We start from the raw sequence: 15,498 nt of genomic DNA on the forward strand, positions 1-15,498 counted from the left end.
GGTTAGAATGCGCCACCGTGTCGACTCATACAGTCGTAAAGTTAAGCCGAGGTGCTCCATGGATATCATCGAAACGATCAAAGACCAGATTGCCAAAAACACCGTTCTGCTTTACATGAAAGGCGCTCCGAATGCCCCGCAGTGCGGCTTTTCGGCGAAGGCGTCCCAAGCCTTGATGGCGTGTGGCGAGAAGTTCGCGTACGTCGATATCCTGCAGAACCCTGAGATTCGCGCCAACCTGCCGAAATACGCGAACTGGCCGACGTTCCCACAACTGTGGGTAGACGGCGAGCTGGTCGGCGGCAGTGACATCATCATCGAGATGCACGCAGCAGGCGAATTGCAGACCTTGATCAAGGCTGCGGTCGAGAAGAACGCAACGGCCTGATTGGGTGGTTGTTAAAAAGCCCCGGTCTTTCAGGAGATACGGGGTTTTTTGTGGGTGCTTCCCGAGCGGGTTCGACACCCAACAAAAAGCCCCGCCAGGTTCATCACCGGGCGGGGCTTTTTTGCGAGGATCAGGCTGAGATCAGTCTTCTTCGCCCATCTGCGATTGCAGGTAGTTCTCGATGCTGACCTTGTCGATCAGACCCAGCTGGGTTTCCAGCCAGTCGATGTGTTCTTCCTCGGACTCAAGAATGTCTTCCAGCAGCTCACGGCTGCCGAAGTCGCCAACGGTTTCGCAGTGAGCGATCGCGGCTTTCAGGTCTGCGTGGCCTTTACGCTCGATCTTCAGGTCGCACTCCAGCATTTCCTTGGTGTGCTCGCCGATAAGGATTTTGCCCAGGTCTTGCAGGTTGGGCAGGCCTTCCAGGAACAGGATGCGCTTGATCAGCTTGTCAGCGTGTTTCATCTCGTCGATGGATTCTTTGTACTCGTGCTTGCCCAGCTTGTTCAGGCCCCAATCTTCGTACATGCGCGCATGCAGAAAATACTGGTTGATCGCGACCAGCTCGTTTCCGAGGATCTTGTTGAGATGCTGGATGACTGTAATGTCGCCTTTCATGATCGAGGTCCTGTCGAAGATGTTCGTATATAAGCCGCAAGTTTGAGCTTCGAATAATCCCCTGTCAAACCTAAGTTATTGAATAATAAGTGAAAATAAATAGGAATAAGAATGTTTGTGTTCCGCATCTTATCGCTAAGCGCTTGAATTACAGGCATAAAAAAACCGGACACAGGGTCCGGTTTCTTTTAATTCGTTGAATCACGCAGCAGAAAATTCCGCGGGGTAGGCGAGGGCGGCCTGTGACGTTTGCAGTTCTGTCAGGGTTTCACGCACCACTTCCTTGGCCAAGCAGGCACATTTCCCACATTTGCTGGCGACACCCAGGGTCTCGCGCACTTCACGGTAACTGCAGCATCCTTCCATGATTGCTTCGCGGATCTGTCCGTCGGTAACACCTTGGCAAAGGCAGACATACATAAATAAAAGACCGTCGCTGAGTTATTTGCTCATGTGCGACGGATACTAATGTTAATGAGAATGCTTGTCAAAACTACTTCCTGAACATCAGCTGAAGGCCGATGAATGGTCAGATGACAACTATCTTGACATGGAGGGATGAGCTCGAAAAAAAAACCGGCCACTCGGGCCGGTCTTTACGCACGAGAAGGAGATATCAATCGTCGAAGTCGTGCCAGCCGCCCATTTCTTTCCAGCGGTTGACGATGCCGCAGAACAGCTCGGCGGTCTTTTCAGTGTCGTAACGAGCCGAGTGGGCTTCGCGACCGTCGAAGTCGATGTCCGCCGATTGGCAGGCCTTGGCCAGCACGGTCTGGCCGTATGCCAAGCCTGCGAGCGTCGCCGTGTCGAAACTGGAGAATGGGTGAAACGGGTTGCGCTTCATGTCCAGTCGCGCGACGGCGGCATTCAGAAAGCCCAGATCGAAGCTGGCGTTATGGCCGACCAGAATCGCCCGCTTGCAGCCATTGGCTTTCAGCGCCTTGCGTACGCCACGGAAGATGTCATTCAGCGCGGTTTCTTCACTCACAGCCATGCGCAGCGGGTGATCAAGCTTGATACCGGTGAACTCCAGCGCCGCGGCTTCGATGTTGGCGCCTTCGAACGGCTCGACGCGGAAGAAATAGGTGTGCTCCGGGAACACGAAACCCTTTTCATCCATGCCGATGGTGGTCGCAGCGATTTCCAGCAAGGCATCCGTAGCCGCGTTGAAACCGCCGGTTTCTACGTCGACAACGACTGGCAGGTAGCCACGAAAGCGTGCCGCCATCGGATGCCTGGAGCCTGTGCCGCCGCCAGAACCTTCCTGTTCGTCGTCGTAATGGTCTTCACTCACGCGTGTTCCTCCAGCAGGCGCCAGCGCAGTGTCTCACCGGCGCGCAGCGGGATAACGGACAGCTCGCCAAACGGCAGGCTGGCAGGGGCGGTCCATTCTTCGCGGACCAGAGTAATGGTGTCGGTGTTGGCGGGCAGGCCGTAGAACGCCGGGCCGTTCAGGCTGGCGAACCCTTCGAGCTTGTCCAGCGCGTTGCGTTGTTCGAACGCTTCGGCGTACAGCTCGATCGCAGCGTACGCCGTGTAGCAGCCAGCACAACCGCAGGCGGCCTCTTTGGCATGCTGCGCGTGCGGCGCCGAGTCGGTGCCAAGGAAGAACTTTTTGCTGCCGCCGGTGGCGGCGTCCAGCAGCGCGACCTGGTGGGTGTTGCGCTTGAGGATTGGCAGGCAATAGAAGTGCGGACGAATCCCGCCCACCAGCATGTGGTTGCGGTTGTACAGCAAGTGATGCGCGGTGATGGTGGCGCCGACGTTGGCAGAAGCCTCGTTGACGAACTGCACGGCATCGCCGGTGGTGATGTGTTCGAACACCACTTTCAGCGTAGGGAAGCGCTCGACCACACGACGCATGTGCTCGTCGATAAAGATCTTCTCACGGTCGAACACGTCGATGTCGCCACGGGTCACTTCGCCGTGGATCAACAGCGGCATGCCGACTTCGGCCATCGCTTCGAGGACCGGGAAAATCTTGTCGACGCTGGTCACGCCCGAATCGGAGTTGGTGGTGGCGCCAGCCGGGTACAGCTTGGCGGCATACACAAAGCCACTGGCTTTGGCAGCGCGGATGTCTTCGGGCTGCGTCACGTCAGTGAGGTACAGCACCATCAGCGGCTCGAAGCGGCTGCCTTGCGGACGGGCAGCGAGGATGCGCTGGCGATAGGCATCGGCTTGCTCCGCGTTGCGTACTGGCGGCACGAGGTTCGGCATGATGATGGCGCGGCCAAAGGTGCGCGCAACGTCAGCGACGGTGTGGGGCAAAACAGCGCCATCACGAAGATGGATATGCCAGTCGTCGGGGCGCAGGAGGGTCAGGCGGTCGGACATTGGGGGATTCCAGGCGGGCAAACTCGCTGGGAATGCTACCGGAAAAGACTCATCCAGGCACTCGCTATCAAGTTTTGTAGGAAGTAACCGATAGACACGTGTAAGCGATAAATTGTTACGCGGTGAATTTTTTAGTGGAGCCTCCCGTGCGCCAGCGATATCTAGCCCTGCTCAGCGTGTTTGCCAGCCTGCCGGCCGTGGCTCTCACTTTCCAGACGCGTCTGGAGAATATCGAGTGGAAGGTAGAGGGCGACCAATTCGAGTGTCGTCTGACTCAACCGATCACCGACTTCGGTGCGGGCGAGTTCGTGCGTCGTGCGGGTGAGCAGCCGACTTTCCGACTGAAGGCTAACGGCTACAGCCTGGCTTCAGGGTCCGCAACGCTGCTCGCAGCGGCAGCCCCGTGGCAGCCGGGAAGGGGGGATCTCAACCTCGGGGCGGTCAAGGTCAGTAACGGCAATATTCCGTTCAACACCAGCCAGGCGCAGGCCGGGCGATTGATCGCAGGGCTGATGGAAGGCCGCAGTCCGGTCATTCGTCATGCGCTGCGCGACGGTGGCGGTGCGATGGAAGTCCGTCTCCTGCCAGTGAAATTCAGCCAGGCGTACAGCGACTTTCAGCTGTGCACCGCGAAACTGCTACCCATGAACTTCGAGCAGGTCCGTCAGGCGGAGATCGGCTTTCCCGGTGGGGGAATCGACCTCGATGCCCAGGCTAAACGACGCCTCGACACCGTGCTGGCCTATATGAAGGCTGATCCGACGGTCAATCGGGTGGAGCTGGACGGGCACTCCGATAACAGCGGCAACCGTTTGACCAACCGCGACCTGTCGCGGCGTCGTGCGCTGGCCGTTATGGATTACCTCAAGGCCCAAGGCGTGCCGGAAGAGCAGATCACCCTGCGTTTCCACGGCGAGCAGTACCCGCTGGTGCCCAACACCAACAATGCCAACCGCGCCCGCAACCGTCGGGTGAACATTCACCTTGATCGCGTCGCCGAGCAAAAACCGGCCGTTGCGCCGACGGCAGCCCCTGCGCCTATCACCCCGCCGCCGCCCGTCCCGACCCCTGCAGCGACACCCGCCCCCACGGCCGCCGCTGGAAACAACGCGCCGAAGGTGTAAACGGGTCGTGTGTTCGACAGATTCTGTCGCTTCGTCGTCAGAAGCTGTCGCGACACTGTAAATCCACGTGTTTGAACGGTAGAATCAGCGGTTTTCCGTACAACGCGTTGGAGTGATGGCATGGCGGACGTTAACAAGGTAGTTCTCGCGTATTCCGGTGGCCTGGATACTTCGGTGATCCTGAAGTGGCTGCAAGATACGTACAACTGCGAAGTGGTGACTTTTACCGCTGACCTGGGTCAGGGCGAAGAAGTCGAGCCAGCACGCGCCAAGGCGCAAGCCATGGGCGTCAAAGAAATCTACATCGACGACCTGCGCGAAGAGTTCGTGCGTGATTTCGTGTTCCCGATGTTCCGCGCCAACACCGTTTACGAAGGCGAGTACCTGCTGGGTACGTCCATCGCACGTCCGCTGATCGCCAAGCGCCTGATCGAAATCGCCAACGAAACCGGTGCCGACGCCATTTCCCACGGCGCGACCGGCAAGGGCAATGACCAGGTGCGTTTCGAACTGGGTGCGTATGCACTGAAGCCAGGCGTGAAAGTGATTGCTCCATGGCGCGAGTGGGACCTGCTGTCCCGCGAGAAACTGATGGACTACGCTGAGAAGCATGCGATCCCGATCGAGCGTCACGGCAAGAAAAAATCCCCGTACTCCATGGACGCCAACCTGCTGCACATCTCCTATGAAGGCGGCGTGCTGGAAGACACCTGGACCGAGCACGAAGAAGACATGTGGCGCTGGACCGTTTCGCCTGAAAACGCTCCGGACAAGGCGCAGTACCTGGAACTGACCTACCGCAACGGCGACATCGTTGCGCTGGACGGCGTCGAAATGACCCCGGCCACCGTTCTCGCTACCTTGAACCGCATCGGTGGCGAGCACGGCATCGGCCGTCTGGACATCGTCGAGAACCGTTACGTCGGCATGAAGTCCCGTGGCTGCTACGAAACCCCTGGCGGCACCATCATGCTCAGGGCTCACCGCGCCATTGAGTCGATCACTCTGGACCGCGAAGTCGCTCACCTCAAAGACGAGTTGATGCCGAAATATGCCAGCCTGATCTACACCGGTTACTGGTGGAGCCCTGAGCGTCTGATGCTGCAACAGATGATCGACGCTTCCCAGGCTCACGTGAACGGCGTCGTTCGCCTGAAACTGTACAAAGGCAACGTCATCGTCACCGGTCGCAAGTCCGATGACTCGCTGTTCGATGCCAACATCGCAACCTTTGAAGAAGACGGCGGTGCGTACAACCAGGCCGACGCGGCAGGCTTTATCAAGCTCAATGCGTTGCGCATGCGTATTGCCGCGAACAAGAACCGCAAGTTGTTCTGATCGCGTCGTTGTCCTCAGGCGCAGCTCCATTCGGGGCTGCGCTGTTCCATAGCCCAGTCAGCCTTTTTTGCTGCGGTCTCGTCGTTTAGCCACCTGCGTCTTATTTTTCCGAGCCGAGCCTCAGTGGCGCGCGGCAGCCATCATTCGCCGCCCCTCGGTGGACATGGGTGGCAACGCGACAAATTGTCGATTTCATGATTCGGGTGCCTCGGTAAACGGAGGGGAAGGGGCGTCGATAATGGGGGCGTTTTTGAATTCGAACCGATAGGCCTTACCCATATTCCAGACATCTCTCACACTAAGGTCCAGCAGCTGAGCGATTTCAGGCACGGTGTAGCCTAGGGTCGAAAAGTGCATGGCGTGACCGGCGATCGTGTCATCGATTGGCGGCATTTCTCTCCCGCGAGGGATGCGTGACCCCCTGACGGGACGGCTGTAAAGAATCTTCAAACCGTGTTCGTTCGCCAGACGCTTGATCTCCTTGCGGTTCATGCGCAGCGTGTACTGAAGCGCCGATACCCCCGCGCCTTTGGCGACCAACCCTTTGAGTTGCTCGACCTTTGAGGCCAGTTGCGCTTGTAGGTCGGCGTCGGTGCCTTTTCTATCGGCCTCCAGGGTCGTTTCACCTGATTCACCTTCCGGCACGACATCGATGGTTCCGCCTTGGGCCATATAGGCTTCGATGGCTTCCGCCAGTTTAAGTGGGGGAAGGTTAGTTGCTGGAGAAACCCCGGTTTTCTTAGTCATGGTTAATGCCTTTGAACGTGTTGATATATACGGCGCCACGTCGGGGCCCGCGTCCTTGATCAACTGAGTTTCAAGCCGGGCACGCCGGATGCAATTCAGCCGGGCGCAGCTCGCGCGTGAGTGCCAGGCGAGGAAGTAAGTAGATGATGGCGAGAAGTGCCCAGTAATTAATGGGGCAAGCAGTTGTATTTTACTGGCTGAAACTTAAGGGTTGGCTGAAGAAAAAAGTAACGATTGGATGAGGCTTTGGCAAGTAAAAAATACAAAATCCACTAATTGTTTTTGTGATTACTTTGAGGTCTTACATGGGCGGCATTACAGTCTTCTAGTGCTGTAGTATTTTTCTGGTTTGTCGGAAGTTGGCTGGATTTATAAGTCGATATGGTATTACGTGAACGGCGGACGAACACTGGTCGGCATATACCCTCAAAATGATCGGCGCAATGCTGTCATTTGAGGGCTCTCCCCCTTGCCATTTGAAGGTGTTGAGGAACGTTCCTGTCGGATTGCAGGGAGGCTGCTAATCTTGCTGTTAAGCGCGGATGGCGCTTCAGACGTAGCTGATATCTGCGTAGGAGATTTCGCTAAATATTTATATATAGGAAACTATGTTGTTGAACGTATATTTTAAAACTCTAGTTTTGGTTTTTTGAGTCAGTTGTAATTTGCAATGTTTTATGATTGATACGCTATGGCATGTATGAAGGTTCGGCATATCCTGAAGATCAGTCATCCTCTTTATCATGCGCTGACGGGAGCGTAACAAATCGCATGTGCGGGATTGGCATTTTCGGTGCGTGGGGGTAGGAGGCATGTGATCCTGCGAGCGAATTTTTGAATGAGCAGCGCGCTCGACAAGCTTGTCAGGATGTTGCGTCGAGAAGGATATCGCGACCCGATACGCGGTAAAGGCATCGATGCGTTGTAATGATTGGTTGCAGCACTCGCTCCAGCACGTATTCACATTCTTGGACAGGGCGATGCATGATCGGTAGGCCAAAGATGACGAAGTATCCAAAAGTGAAACCGGATGAGGCGGGTTTTGTAGGACCTTTCTGTTGCTTGAGTAGGAAAGGTCTTTGCCTGCTAGTCCATAGGGAGGAGCGCCATGCAAAGCACTAAACGACTAAGCTATTGTGCGGGCTCTGAAAATTCGAACAGCAAAAGAATGGACTGCACATGAATAAAGTGTTGATCGTAGATGATCACCCGGTCATTCGGCTTGCCGTACGCATGCTGATGGAGCGGCACGGGTATGAGGTCATCGCGGAAACGGACAACGGGGTGGACGCGCTGCAACTGGCCCGTGAGCATCTGCCCGATATCGTCATTCTGGACATTGGTATTCCCAAGCTGGACGGGCTGGAAGTCATTGCCCGGCTCACAGCCATGACCCTGCCCTTCAAAGTGCTGATCCTGACCTCTCAGTCACCGGGGCACTTTTCGATGCGGTGCATGCAGGCAGGGGCCGCTGGCTACGTTTGCAAGCAGCAGGACTTGACCGAGCTGCTGAGCGCTATCAAGGCGGTGTTGTCGGGTTACAGCTATTTCCCTAACCAGGCGCTGCACACCGTTCGATCCAGCCTGGGCAACGCCAGTGAAGCTGAGATGGTTGATCGGCTGTCAGGGCGGGAAATGATGGTGTTGCAGCAACTCGCGAGGGGCAGGACGAACAAGGAAATTGCAGACGGTATGTTTCTGAGCAACAAGACTGTCAGCACCTACAAAACGCGTCTTTTGTTAAAGCTCAACGCTCATTCACTGGTCGATCTGATTGAGCTCGCGCAGCGTAACGGGCTTGTCTAGCGGCGGCAGGTGCCCCGGGACCGCCAAGCCTTATCGAGAGAGCACAGTTTGTTTCAATTGAGAATTCCTGCCGAACGGCTGAAGCCTCTCACGTCATGGAGAGGCTTTGAACGGAAGGCTGATCAGAGATCGAAATCGTAGTCTGCCAGCTGTTTTTGCAGTCGGCGTTCTTCCAGCAGGTTGTCGATGGTGCGGCGCTTGCTGAGATTGGTCTTTGCAGTTTCTACCGGTACTTGCGCGGCTTCGTCGGAGTCTCCGGGCACGAAGTCGTCGTCTACGTCCAACTGCTCTTTGTCATCGCTCATAAAGTTGACTCCAGCTGAGACTGTCTTTGGCGGACCTTATAGCGACAAACATCGAGCGGGTAAAAAAGATTTTTTCAATCGATTGAAGAACAAAAACGCTATCGCTCAATCGTCAGAGGTTTTTTCCTTGTATTCGCACAGGTCCTCGATCCGACAACTGCCGCAGCGAGGCTTGCGCGCCACACACACATATCGGCCGTGAAGGATCAGCCAGTGATGGGCGTCTAGCAGATAGTCCCTTGGCACAAACTTCATGAGCTTATGCTCGACCTCAACGACATTCTTTCCGGACGCAATGCCTGTCCGGTTGCTCACCCGGAAAATATGCGTATCAACCGCCATCGCCAGCTGCCTGAACGCGGTATTGAGCACCACATTGGCAGTCTTGCGGCCGACGCCGGGCAAGGCTTCCAACGCTTCACGCGTCTGCGGCACCTCGCCGCCATGAAGCTCGACCAGCATGCGGCAGGTCTCGATCACGTTCTTTGCCTTGCTGTTATAGAGTCCGATGGTTTTGATGTAGTCCGAAAGGCCCTCAACCCCTAGCGCGTAAATGGCTTGAGGGGTGTTGGCGACCGGGTAGAGGCGCGCTGTGGCCTTATTGACGCTGACATCAGTCGCTTGCGCCGAAAGAATGACTGCAATCAGCAACTCAAAGGGAGAGCTGTAGGACAACTCCGTTTTAGGATCAGGATTGTCCTCGTGAAGACGGCGAAAGATTTCCAGACGTTTTGCTGCATTCATGAAGTGCGCGTTCCCTGGGTACGATCAGATCAAGTGGTGCGGGATGCCCGACTGTGGCGACAGGACGTTTAAGACCCGTCCAGAACGTTCAGTGCCTGCTGCGCCTGAGCAACCTTAGCGCTCAACGCGGCAATCTCTTCAGCAGGCAGACCGGCGGCTTGAGCCTTGCTCAAGGCTGCGCGATGCATGGCCAGTTGGATTTTGGCGCGATTCAGCGCTGCTTTGTCGGGTTTGCCGGCAGGTTTTTCCTCGGCTGATGGCGTGGCTGAAGGGCCTGGAGTCAGCGGTGCAGCGTTTTGAATTCCTGCCAGCGCCTGTTCAGCCTCTTCAAACTCCCTCTGCAACTCCACCAGCCGCGCAGCCTGCTCCGCTATGGGCGGGTGGCCAAAGGCTTTGAGCGACTTATTCAACTGAGCACGGCTCATGGCGAGATTGACGCGTGCTTGTTTCAGCGCGGCATCGTGGTCGGCAGCCTTTTGTGTCCGCAGCCGCGCCAATGCCGCCTGGACAGGATCGGCGTTGGCCGGGGCAAGGCTTTCCGGTTTGCGTTGGCGTGCAAGACGTTCAGCCTGACGCTGCTGTTCTTCACGTTGCAGGCGTGTGTTGCGGGCCTCGAATCGCTGACGGGCGTGGCCGCGCTTGGCCGCCCGAGCCAATCGCTGGGCTTCATCGAACGCCAGGCCGCCCACAATGGCCACGATAGCGGAGGACGGCAGCGGCAGCATGTCGATGCAATCGACGGGGCAAGGGGCGACGCACAGGTCGCAACCCGTGCATTCGTCGATGATCACGGTGTGCATCAGTTTGGCGGCGCCGACGATGGCGTCTACCGGGCAGGCCTGAATGCACTTGGTGCAACCAATGCACTCGGCTTCACGGATGAACGCGATCTGCGGAGGAGCGCTGCCACGTTCGGTATCGAGTGGAATGATGGGCACATTCAAGAGGCGCGACAACGCCGCGATGCTTTCATCGCCGCCAGGCGGGCATTTGTTGATGGCTTCGCCGTTGGCAATCCCTTCGGCATAGGGCTTGCAGCCAGGGTGGCCGCATTTGCCGCACTGGGTTTGCGGCAGCAAGGCGTCAATCCGCTGAATCAGGTTCATGCTTTGACTCGACCGACGCCCTGGCAGGGCGTCGATCATGTTCACGGTTACTTGATGCGCTGGCCCGGCTTGGCGCCGCTGTCAGGGCTCAACAGGTAGATCTCTTCACCGCCAGGACCGGCCGCCATCACCATGCCCTCAGAAATGCCAAAACGCATTTTCCGAGGCTTGAGGTTGGCGATCATCATGGTCAGGCGGCCCTCCAGCTCGGCCGGGTTCGGGTAGGCGCTTTTGATTCCGGAGAACACATTGCGCTTCTCGTCGCCGATGTCGAGCGTCAGGCGCAGCAGCTTGTCCGCCCCTTCGACGTGTTCAGCCTTCTCGATCAAGGCCACGCGCAGGTCGATGGCCGCGAAGGCATCAAAGTCGATTTCCGGCGACAGCGGGTCTTTGCTCAGTTCGCCGTTGCCCTGCGGCGCGGCGCCCGTGTCGGTGGCGCTGGCGGCCAGGTCTTCTTTAGAGGCGTTGGTCATGGCTTCCACCTTGGCCGGGTCGATGCGGGTCATCAGGGCCTGGAACGGGTTCAACTGATGATTGCTGAGCAGGGTCAGATGGTCGTTCCATGTCAGCGGCGCGACGTTGAGGAACTGTTCGGCATCGGCGGCCAGATTCGGTAGCACCGGCTTGAGGAAAATCACCAGTTGGCGGAACAGGTTGATACCCAACGCGCAGATGGCCTGGACTTCGTCCTGTTTGCCGTCCTGCTTGGCCAGCGACCACGGGGCCTTGTCGGCGATCCAGGCGTTGGCGCGATCGGCCAGGGCCATGATTTCACGCATGGCGCGTGCGAAATCACGCGCTTCATAGGCTTCGGCGATGCTCGGAGCGGCCGCCAGGAACGCGTCGGTCAGCTCTGGCGCGGCATTACCCGCCACCAGCACACCCGCGTTGCCTTTATGAATGAAACCGGCGCAACGGCTGGCGATGTTCACGACCTTGCCAATCAGGTCGGAGTTGACCTTCTGCACGAAGTCTTCGAGGTTCAGGTCCAGGTCGTCGACGCCACGGCCCAGCTTGGCTGCGTAGTAATAACGCAGGTATTCCGGCGACAAGTGCTCCAGGTACGTGCGCGCCTTGATGAAGGTGCCACGGGACTTGGACATTTTCTGGCCATTGACGGTCAGGTAGCCGTGGACGTTGATGCCGCTTGGTTTACGGAAGCCCGAGCCTTCGAGCATCGCGGGCCAGAACAGCGCGTGGAAATTGACGATGTCCTTGCCGATGAAGTGATACAGCTCGGTGGTCGAGTCTTTGTTCCAGAACGTGTCGAAATCAAGGTCCGGCGTACGGTCGCACAGGTTCTTGAAGCTGGCCATGTAGCCGATGGGCGCGTCCAGCCAGACGTAGAAATACTTACCCGGCTCGTCCGGAATCTCGAAACCGAAATACGGGGCGTCACGCGAGATGTCCCACTGTTGCAGGCCTGAATCCAGCCATTCGGCGATCTTGTTCGCGACCGCGTCTTGCAGGGTGCCGCTGCGGGTCCAGCTCTTCAGCATGGCGTCGAAAGCGGGCAGGTCGAAGAAGAAGTGCTTGGAGTCCTTGAGCACCGGTGTTGCGCCGGAAATCGCCGATTTTGGGTCTTTCAGATCGGTCGGTGCGTAGGTGGCGCCGCATTTTTCGCAGTTGTCGCCGTACTGGTCTTCGGTGCCGCATTTCGGGCAGGTGCCCTTGATGAAGCGGTCGGCCAGGAACATTTTCTTTTCCGGGTCGAAATACTGGGTCACGGAACGCGTGGCGATGTGCCCGGCGTCGCGCAGACGGGTGTAGATCAGGCTCGACAGCTCACGGTTTTCTTCGGCGTGGGTCGAATGGAAGTTGTCGAAATCCACCAGGAAGTCGGCAAAGTCGGCGCTGTGCTCGGCCTGGACATTGGCGATCAATTGTTCCGGAGTGATGCCTTCCTTTTCTGCGCGGAGCATGATCGCCGAGCCATGGGCATCGTCTGCGCACACATAGATGCACTGATTGCCGCGGTGCTTCTGGAAACGCACCCACATGTCGGTCTGGATGTATTCGAGCATGTGGCCAAGGTGAATGGAACCGTTGGCATAGGGCAGGGCGCTGGTGACGAGGATCTTGCGTGGCTCGGACATGGGGCTCGGCTACTTGAAGTGAAACGAAGATCGGCCACTATAAAGGTCTGAACGTTTTTTTTCATCCCGCACAGCGTGTCGGAATTCGCCCCGCCACGTGAAAGTAAAAGCCACCCCCTCTGATCCGACAGACGCGGTAGGATAGCCGCCTGTTTTGCTCAGTCTTTTTCGGGAGTGACCCATGAGCGCTGTGAATCGCGCAACGGTGGAAGCCGTCCTTCGCCAGTACACCGATCCTTATTTGAACCAAGACCCGGTCAGCGCCGGTTGCGTGCGAGCCATCAACGTCGAGGGTGATCGCGTCAGCGTGCAGCTGGAGCTGGGCTACGCCGCCGCGCTGTTCAAGAACGGTTGGGCGCAGATGCTACAAATGGCCATTGAGGGCCTGGAAGGCGTTTCGTCCGCCAACGTCCAGATCGATACCTTGATCACTGCGCACAAGGCGCAAGGGCAAATCCCGGGCCTGGCCAACGTCAAGAACATTGTCGCCGTCGCTTCGGGCAAGGGCGGGGTGGGCAAATCCACCACGGCCGCCAACCTGGCGCTGGCGCTGTCCCGCGAGGGCGCACGGGTGGGGATTCTCGATGCCGACATCTACGGCCCGAGCCAGGGCGTGATGTTCGGCATTCCCGAGGGCACGCGGCCGAAGGTCAAAGACCAGAAATGGTTCGTGCCGGTCGAGGCCCATGGCATCGAAGTGATGTCGATGGCGTTCCTGACCGACGACAACACGCCGATGGTCTGGCGAGGTCCGATGGTCTCCGGCGCGCTGCTGCAGCTCATCACCCAGACAGCGTGGAATGACTTGGATTATCTGGTCATCGACATGCCGCCGGGCACGGGCGATATCCAGTTGACCCTGGCGCAAAAGGTCCCGGTTGCGGGCGCGGTCATTGTCACCACCCCTCAGGATCTAGCGCTGCTGGATGCGAAAAAGGGCGTGGAAATGTTCCGCAAGGTGAACATTCCAGTGCTGGGCGTCGTCGAGAACATGGCGGTGCACATCTGCTCGAACTGCGGCCATGCCGAGCACTTGTTCGGTGAAGGCGGTGGCGAAAAGCTGGCGTCGCAATACGGCGTAGAGCTGCTGGCTTCGTTGCCGTTGTCGATGCTGATTCGCGAACAGGCGGACGGCGGCAAGCCGACAGCAATTGCCGAACCGGAAAGCCAGATTGCCATGGTCTATCAGGAACTGGCGCGACACGTGGGGGCGCGCATTGTGTTGCAGGAAGCTGCGTCGCCTGCGATGCCGAACATTTCCGTCAGCGACGATTGATTGCAGGTGGCGTGCTGAACCCTGTGGGAGCGAATTCATTCGCGAGACGTTGGTACAGACGACAGAAATGCGTCGGATGCACTGACCCATCGCGAATGAATTCGCTCCCACAGTTTTTTGCGGAGCTGTTATTGGCAGGCATAAAAAAACCCCGCCTTGAGAGCGGGGTTTTTTGAAGCGATTCAGTACAAGTTAGATAACTTGAACTTCTTCAGCTTGCATGCCTTTCTGACCGCGGGTAGCGATGAAAGAAACCTGTTGGCCTTCTTTCAGGCTTTTGAAGCCGTCGGATTGGATAGCTTTGAAGTGTACGAACAGGTCGTCACCGGATTGTGGAGTGATGAAGCCGAAGCCTTTTTCATCGTTGAACCACTTAACGGTACCGGTTTGGCGATTGGACATGGTGTATCTCCTTGGACAAAGTTAACTGCGACTCAGGAAGAGCCCTGGCCGAGACTGAGTGCAAAGAGCAGGAAAATTCATGGAGATGGTTGGATCGAAATTCAACATCGTGTAGAGATTCTCAGTGACACAAGCAACACAGTGGCGCCACCTTAACCCTTTTTCCAGAGTGTGCCAATGGTTGGTCGACGTTTATTTCGGAGGATGACCGACGGTTTGCACCCCTCGCCGCGCGCAATCTTTGAACCCTGCGCCCCAGCCCGGTAAGATGCCGGACATCTTTTTTCACCTCGCTATTCAGGACACCGCCATGAGCATCAAATCGGACAAGTGGATTCGCCGCATGGCGCAAGAGCACGGCATGATCGAGCCCTTCGTCGAACGCCAGATGCGCGGCGAGGGCGCCGACCGTCTGATCTCCTTCGGCGTCTCCAGCTATGGCTACGACGTGCGTTGCGCCGACGAATTCAAGGTGTTCACCAACATCAACTCGGCGACCGTCGATCCGAAGAATTTCGACGAAAAGAGTTTCGTCGACATCAAGAGCGACGTCTGCATCATCCCGCCGAACTCCTTCGCGCTGGCGCGCACCGTCGAATACTTCCGCATTCCGCGCAACGTGCTGACCATCTGCCTGGGGAAAAGCACCTACGCCCGCTGCGGCATCATCGTCAACGTCACGCCGCTGGAGCCGGAATGGGAAGGCCACGTGACTCTGGAGTTCTCCAACACCACCACGCTGCCAGCCAAGATCTACGCGAACGAAGGCGTCGCACAGATGCTGTTCCTCGAATCTGACGAAGAATGCGAAGTCTCGTACAAGGACCGCGGCGGCAAGTACCAGGGGCAGCGCGGTGTCACTTTGCCACGTACCTGATTTTCGCCGTTGGTCATCTCGAAACTGAATTAGTCTCGAAAAGCGCACTCTATTGACTGAACCGTTCCCATCCGCACCAGGCGGATGGGGCCAACGCTCAGGAGTGCCCTATGAAGAGACAAATCAAGACCAGCACCAAGGAATCCGACCCGGGACAGAATCAAGTCGGGCTGCTGGCATGGTCGCTGTTAGCGCATCCTCATCTGAACAACATGGTTGCCGGGGGCATTCCCGGTCAGCCGAACCCTGATACCCCTAACGAATTTCCTCAGCCGGAAGAGCCAGGATCGCCTACTGAACCTGATCAGCCGCCGCCTGCCCCCGTCGCATAACG

The 15,498-nt window shown here is 57.5% G+C and carries 17 protein-coding genes; 7 read left to right on the forward strand and 10 right to left on the reverse strand.

The genetic code is table 11. From position 1 onward, the window contains the following. The first annotated feature begins 58 nt into the window (after window positions 1-58). Window positions 59-388, forward strand: a complete 330-nt coding sequence (gene grxD / locus ACIQAL_RS01775) for a Grx4 family monothiol glutaredoxin (RefSeq protein WP_341959557.1) — start codon at window positions 59-61, stop codon at window positions 386-388. Between the two features lie 141 nt (window positions 389-529). Here grxD and bfr read toward each other — a convergent pair whose 3' ends face one another. From bfr to pyrC, 4 genes are all read right to left on the reverse strand, one after another. Next, window positions 530-1,006: a bacterioferritin gene (gene bfr, locus ACIQAL_RS01780; protein WP_166593465.1), complete on the reverse strand. Its 477-nt coding sequence runs from the start codon at window positions 1,004-1,006 to the stop codon at window positions 530-532. A 201-nt stretch (window positions 1,007-1,207) separates the two neighbouring features. Then, entirely contained in the window at window positions 1,208-1,426 is a 219-nt protein-coding gene (locus ACIQAL_RS01785) for a bacterioferritin-associated ferredoxin (RefSeq protein WP_166593464.1), read from the reverse strand. A gap of 196 nt (window positions 1,427-1,622) precedes the next feature. Continuing rightward, window positions 1,623-2,300 (reverse strand): ribonuclease T, encoded by a 678-nt coding sequence (rnt, locus tag ACIQAL_RS01790; protein ID WP_401141763.1) that lies wholly within the window; start codon window positions 2,298-2,300, stop codon window positions 1,623-1,625. Then, window positions 2,297-3,343, reverse strand: a complete 1,047-nt coding sequence (gene pyrC, locus ACIQAL_RS01795; protein ID WP_401141765.1) for a dihydroorotase — start codon at window positions 3,341-3,343, stop codon at window positions 2,297-2,299. The genes rnt and pyrC overlap by 4 nt, the downstream gene beginning before the upstream one ends. A gap of 146 nt (window positions 3,344-3,489) precedes the next feature. Between pyrC and ACIQAL_RS01800 the strand changes: the two genes are divergently transcribed. Further along, the gene (locus ACIQAL_RS01800) at window positions 3,490-4,467 is read left to right on the forward strand and encodes an OmpA family protein (RefSeq protein ID WP_401141766.1); all 978 of its coding nucleotides are present in this window, start codon (window positions 3,490-3,492) and stop codon (window positions 4,465-4,467) included. A 120-nt stretch (window positions 4,468-4,587) separates the two neighbouring features. Beyond that, the gene (locus tag ACIQAL_RS01805) at window positions 4,588-5,805 is read left to right on the forward strand and encodes an argininosuccinate synthase (RefSeq protein ID WP_037012287.1); all 1,218 of its coding nucleotides are present in this window, start codon (window positions 4,588-4,590) and stop codon (window positions 5,803-5,805) included. Between the two features lie 192 nt (window positions 5,806-5,997). On the opposite strand, the gene ACIQAL_RS01810 is transcribed toward ACIQAL_RS01805, so the two are convergent. Next, a complete protein-coding gene (locus tag ACIQAL_RS01810) occupies window positions 5,998-6,552 on the reverse strand; it encodes a hypothetical protein (protein ID WP_401141769.1) in 555 nt (184 codons plus the stop codon). A gap of 1,179 nt (window positions 6,553-7,731) precedes the next feature. Here ACIQAL_RS01810 and ACIQAL_RS01815 point away from each other — a divergent pair. Further along, window positions 7,732-8,358, forward strand: a complete 627-nt coding sequence (locus ACIQAL_RS01815; RefSeq protein WP_166593458.1) for a response regulator transcription factor — start codon at window positions 7,732-7,734, stop codon at window positions 8,356-8,358. 122 nt (window positions 8,359-8,480) lie between these two features. On the opposite strand, the gene ACIQAL_RS01820 is transcribed toward ACIQAL_RS01815, so the two are convergent. From ACIQAL_RS01820 to metG, 4 genes are all read right to left on the reverse strand, one after another. After that, entirely contained in the window at window positions 8,481-8,663 is a 183-nt protein-coding gene (locus ACIQAL_RS01820; RefSeq protein WP_166593457.1) for a PA3496 family putative envelope integrity protein, read from the reverse strand. 105 nt (window positions 8,664-8,768) lie between these two features. After that, entirely contained in the window at window positions 8,769-9,407 is a 639-nt protein-coding gene (nth, locus tag ACIQAL_RS01825) for an endonuclease III (protein ID WP_401141771.1), read from the reverse strand. Window positions 9,408-9,475: 68 nt separating this feature from the next. Continuing rightward, the gene (gene rsxB, locus ACIQAL_RS01830) at window positions 9,476-10,513 is read right to left on the reverse strand and encodes an electron transport complex subunit RsxB (RefSeq protein WP_401141774.1); all 1,038 of its coding nucleotides are present in this window, start codon (window positions 10,511-10,513) and stop codon (window positions 9,476-9,478) included. 47 nt (window positions 10,514-10,560) lie between these two features. Further along, window positions 10,561-12,609 carry a methionine--tRNA ligase gene (metG, locus tag ACIQAL_RS01835; protein ID WP_401141777.1) on the reverse strand — a complete coding sequence of 683 codons (2,049 nt, stop codon included), beginning with the start codon at window positions 12,607-12,609 and terminating at the stop codon, window positions 10,561-10,563. Window positions 12,610-12,790: 181 nt separating this feature from the next. Between metG and apbC the strand changes: the two genes are divergently transcribed. Next, a complete protein-coding gene (gene apbC, locus ACIQAL_RS01840; protein WP_401141779.1) occupies window positions 12,791-13,885 on the forward strand; it encodes an iron-sulfur cluster carrier protein ApbC in 1,095 nt (364 codons plus the stop codon). A 192-nt stretch (window positions 13,886-14,077) separates the two neighbouring features. Here the strand turns inward: apbC and ACIQAL_RS01845 are convergent, their stop codons facing one another. After that, window positions 14,078-14,287, reverse strand: a complete 210-nt coding sequence (locus ACIQAL_RS01845) for a cold-shock protein (RefSeq protein WP_002554837.1) — start codon at window positions 14,285-14,287, stop codon at window positions 14,078-14,080. Between the two features lie 310 nt (window positions 14,288-14,597). On the opposite strand from ACIQAL_RS01845, the gene dcd reads away from it, so the two are divergent. Together dcd and ACIQAL_RS01855 are read left to right on the forward strand one after the other, a co-directional pair. Then, window positions 14,598-15,164 carry a dCTP deaminase gene (gene dcd, locus ACIQAL_RS01850; protein ID WP_017126297.1) on the forward strand — a complete coding sequence of 189 codons (567 nt, stop codon included), beginning with the start codon at window positions 14,598-14,600 and terminating at the stop codon, window positions 15,162-15,164. Window positions 15,165-15,274: 110 nt separating this feature from the next. Next, window positions 15,275-15,496 (forward strand): hypothetical protein, encoded by a 222-nt coding sequence (locus ACIQAL_RS01855; protein WP_166593452.1) that lies wholly within the window; start codon window positions 15,275-15,277, stop codon window positions 15,494-15,496. The last annotated feature ends 2 nt before the right edge of the window (window positions 15,497-15,498 follow it).

Origin of the sequence: Pseudomonas sp. NPDC088368 (assembly GCF_044753445.1) — a bacterium.
Taxonomy (GTDB): domain Bacteria; phylum Pseudomonadota; class Gammaproteobacteria; order Pseudomonadales; family Pseudomonadaceae; genus Aquipseudomonas; species Aquipseudomonas bambusae.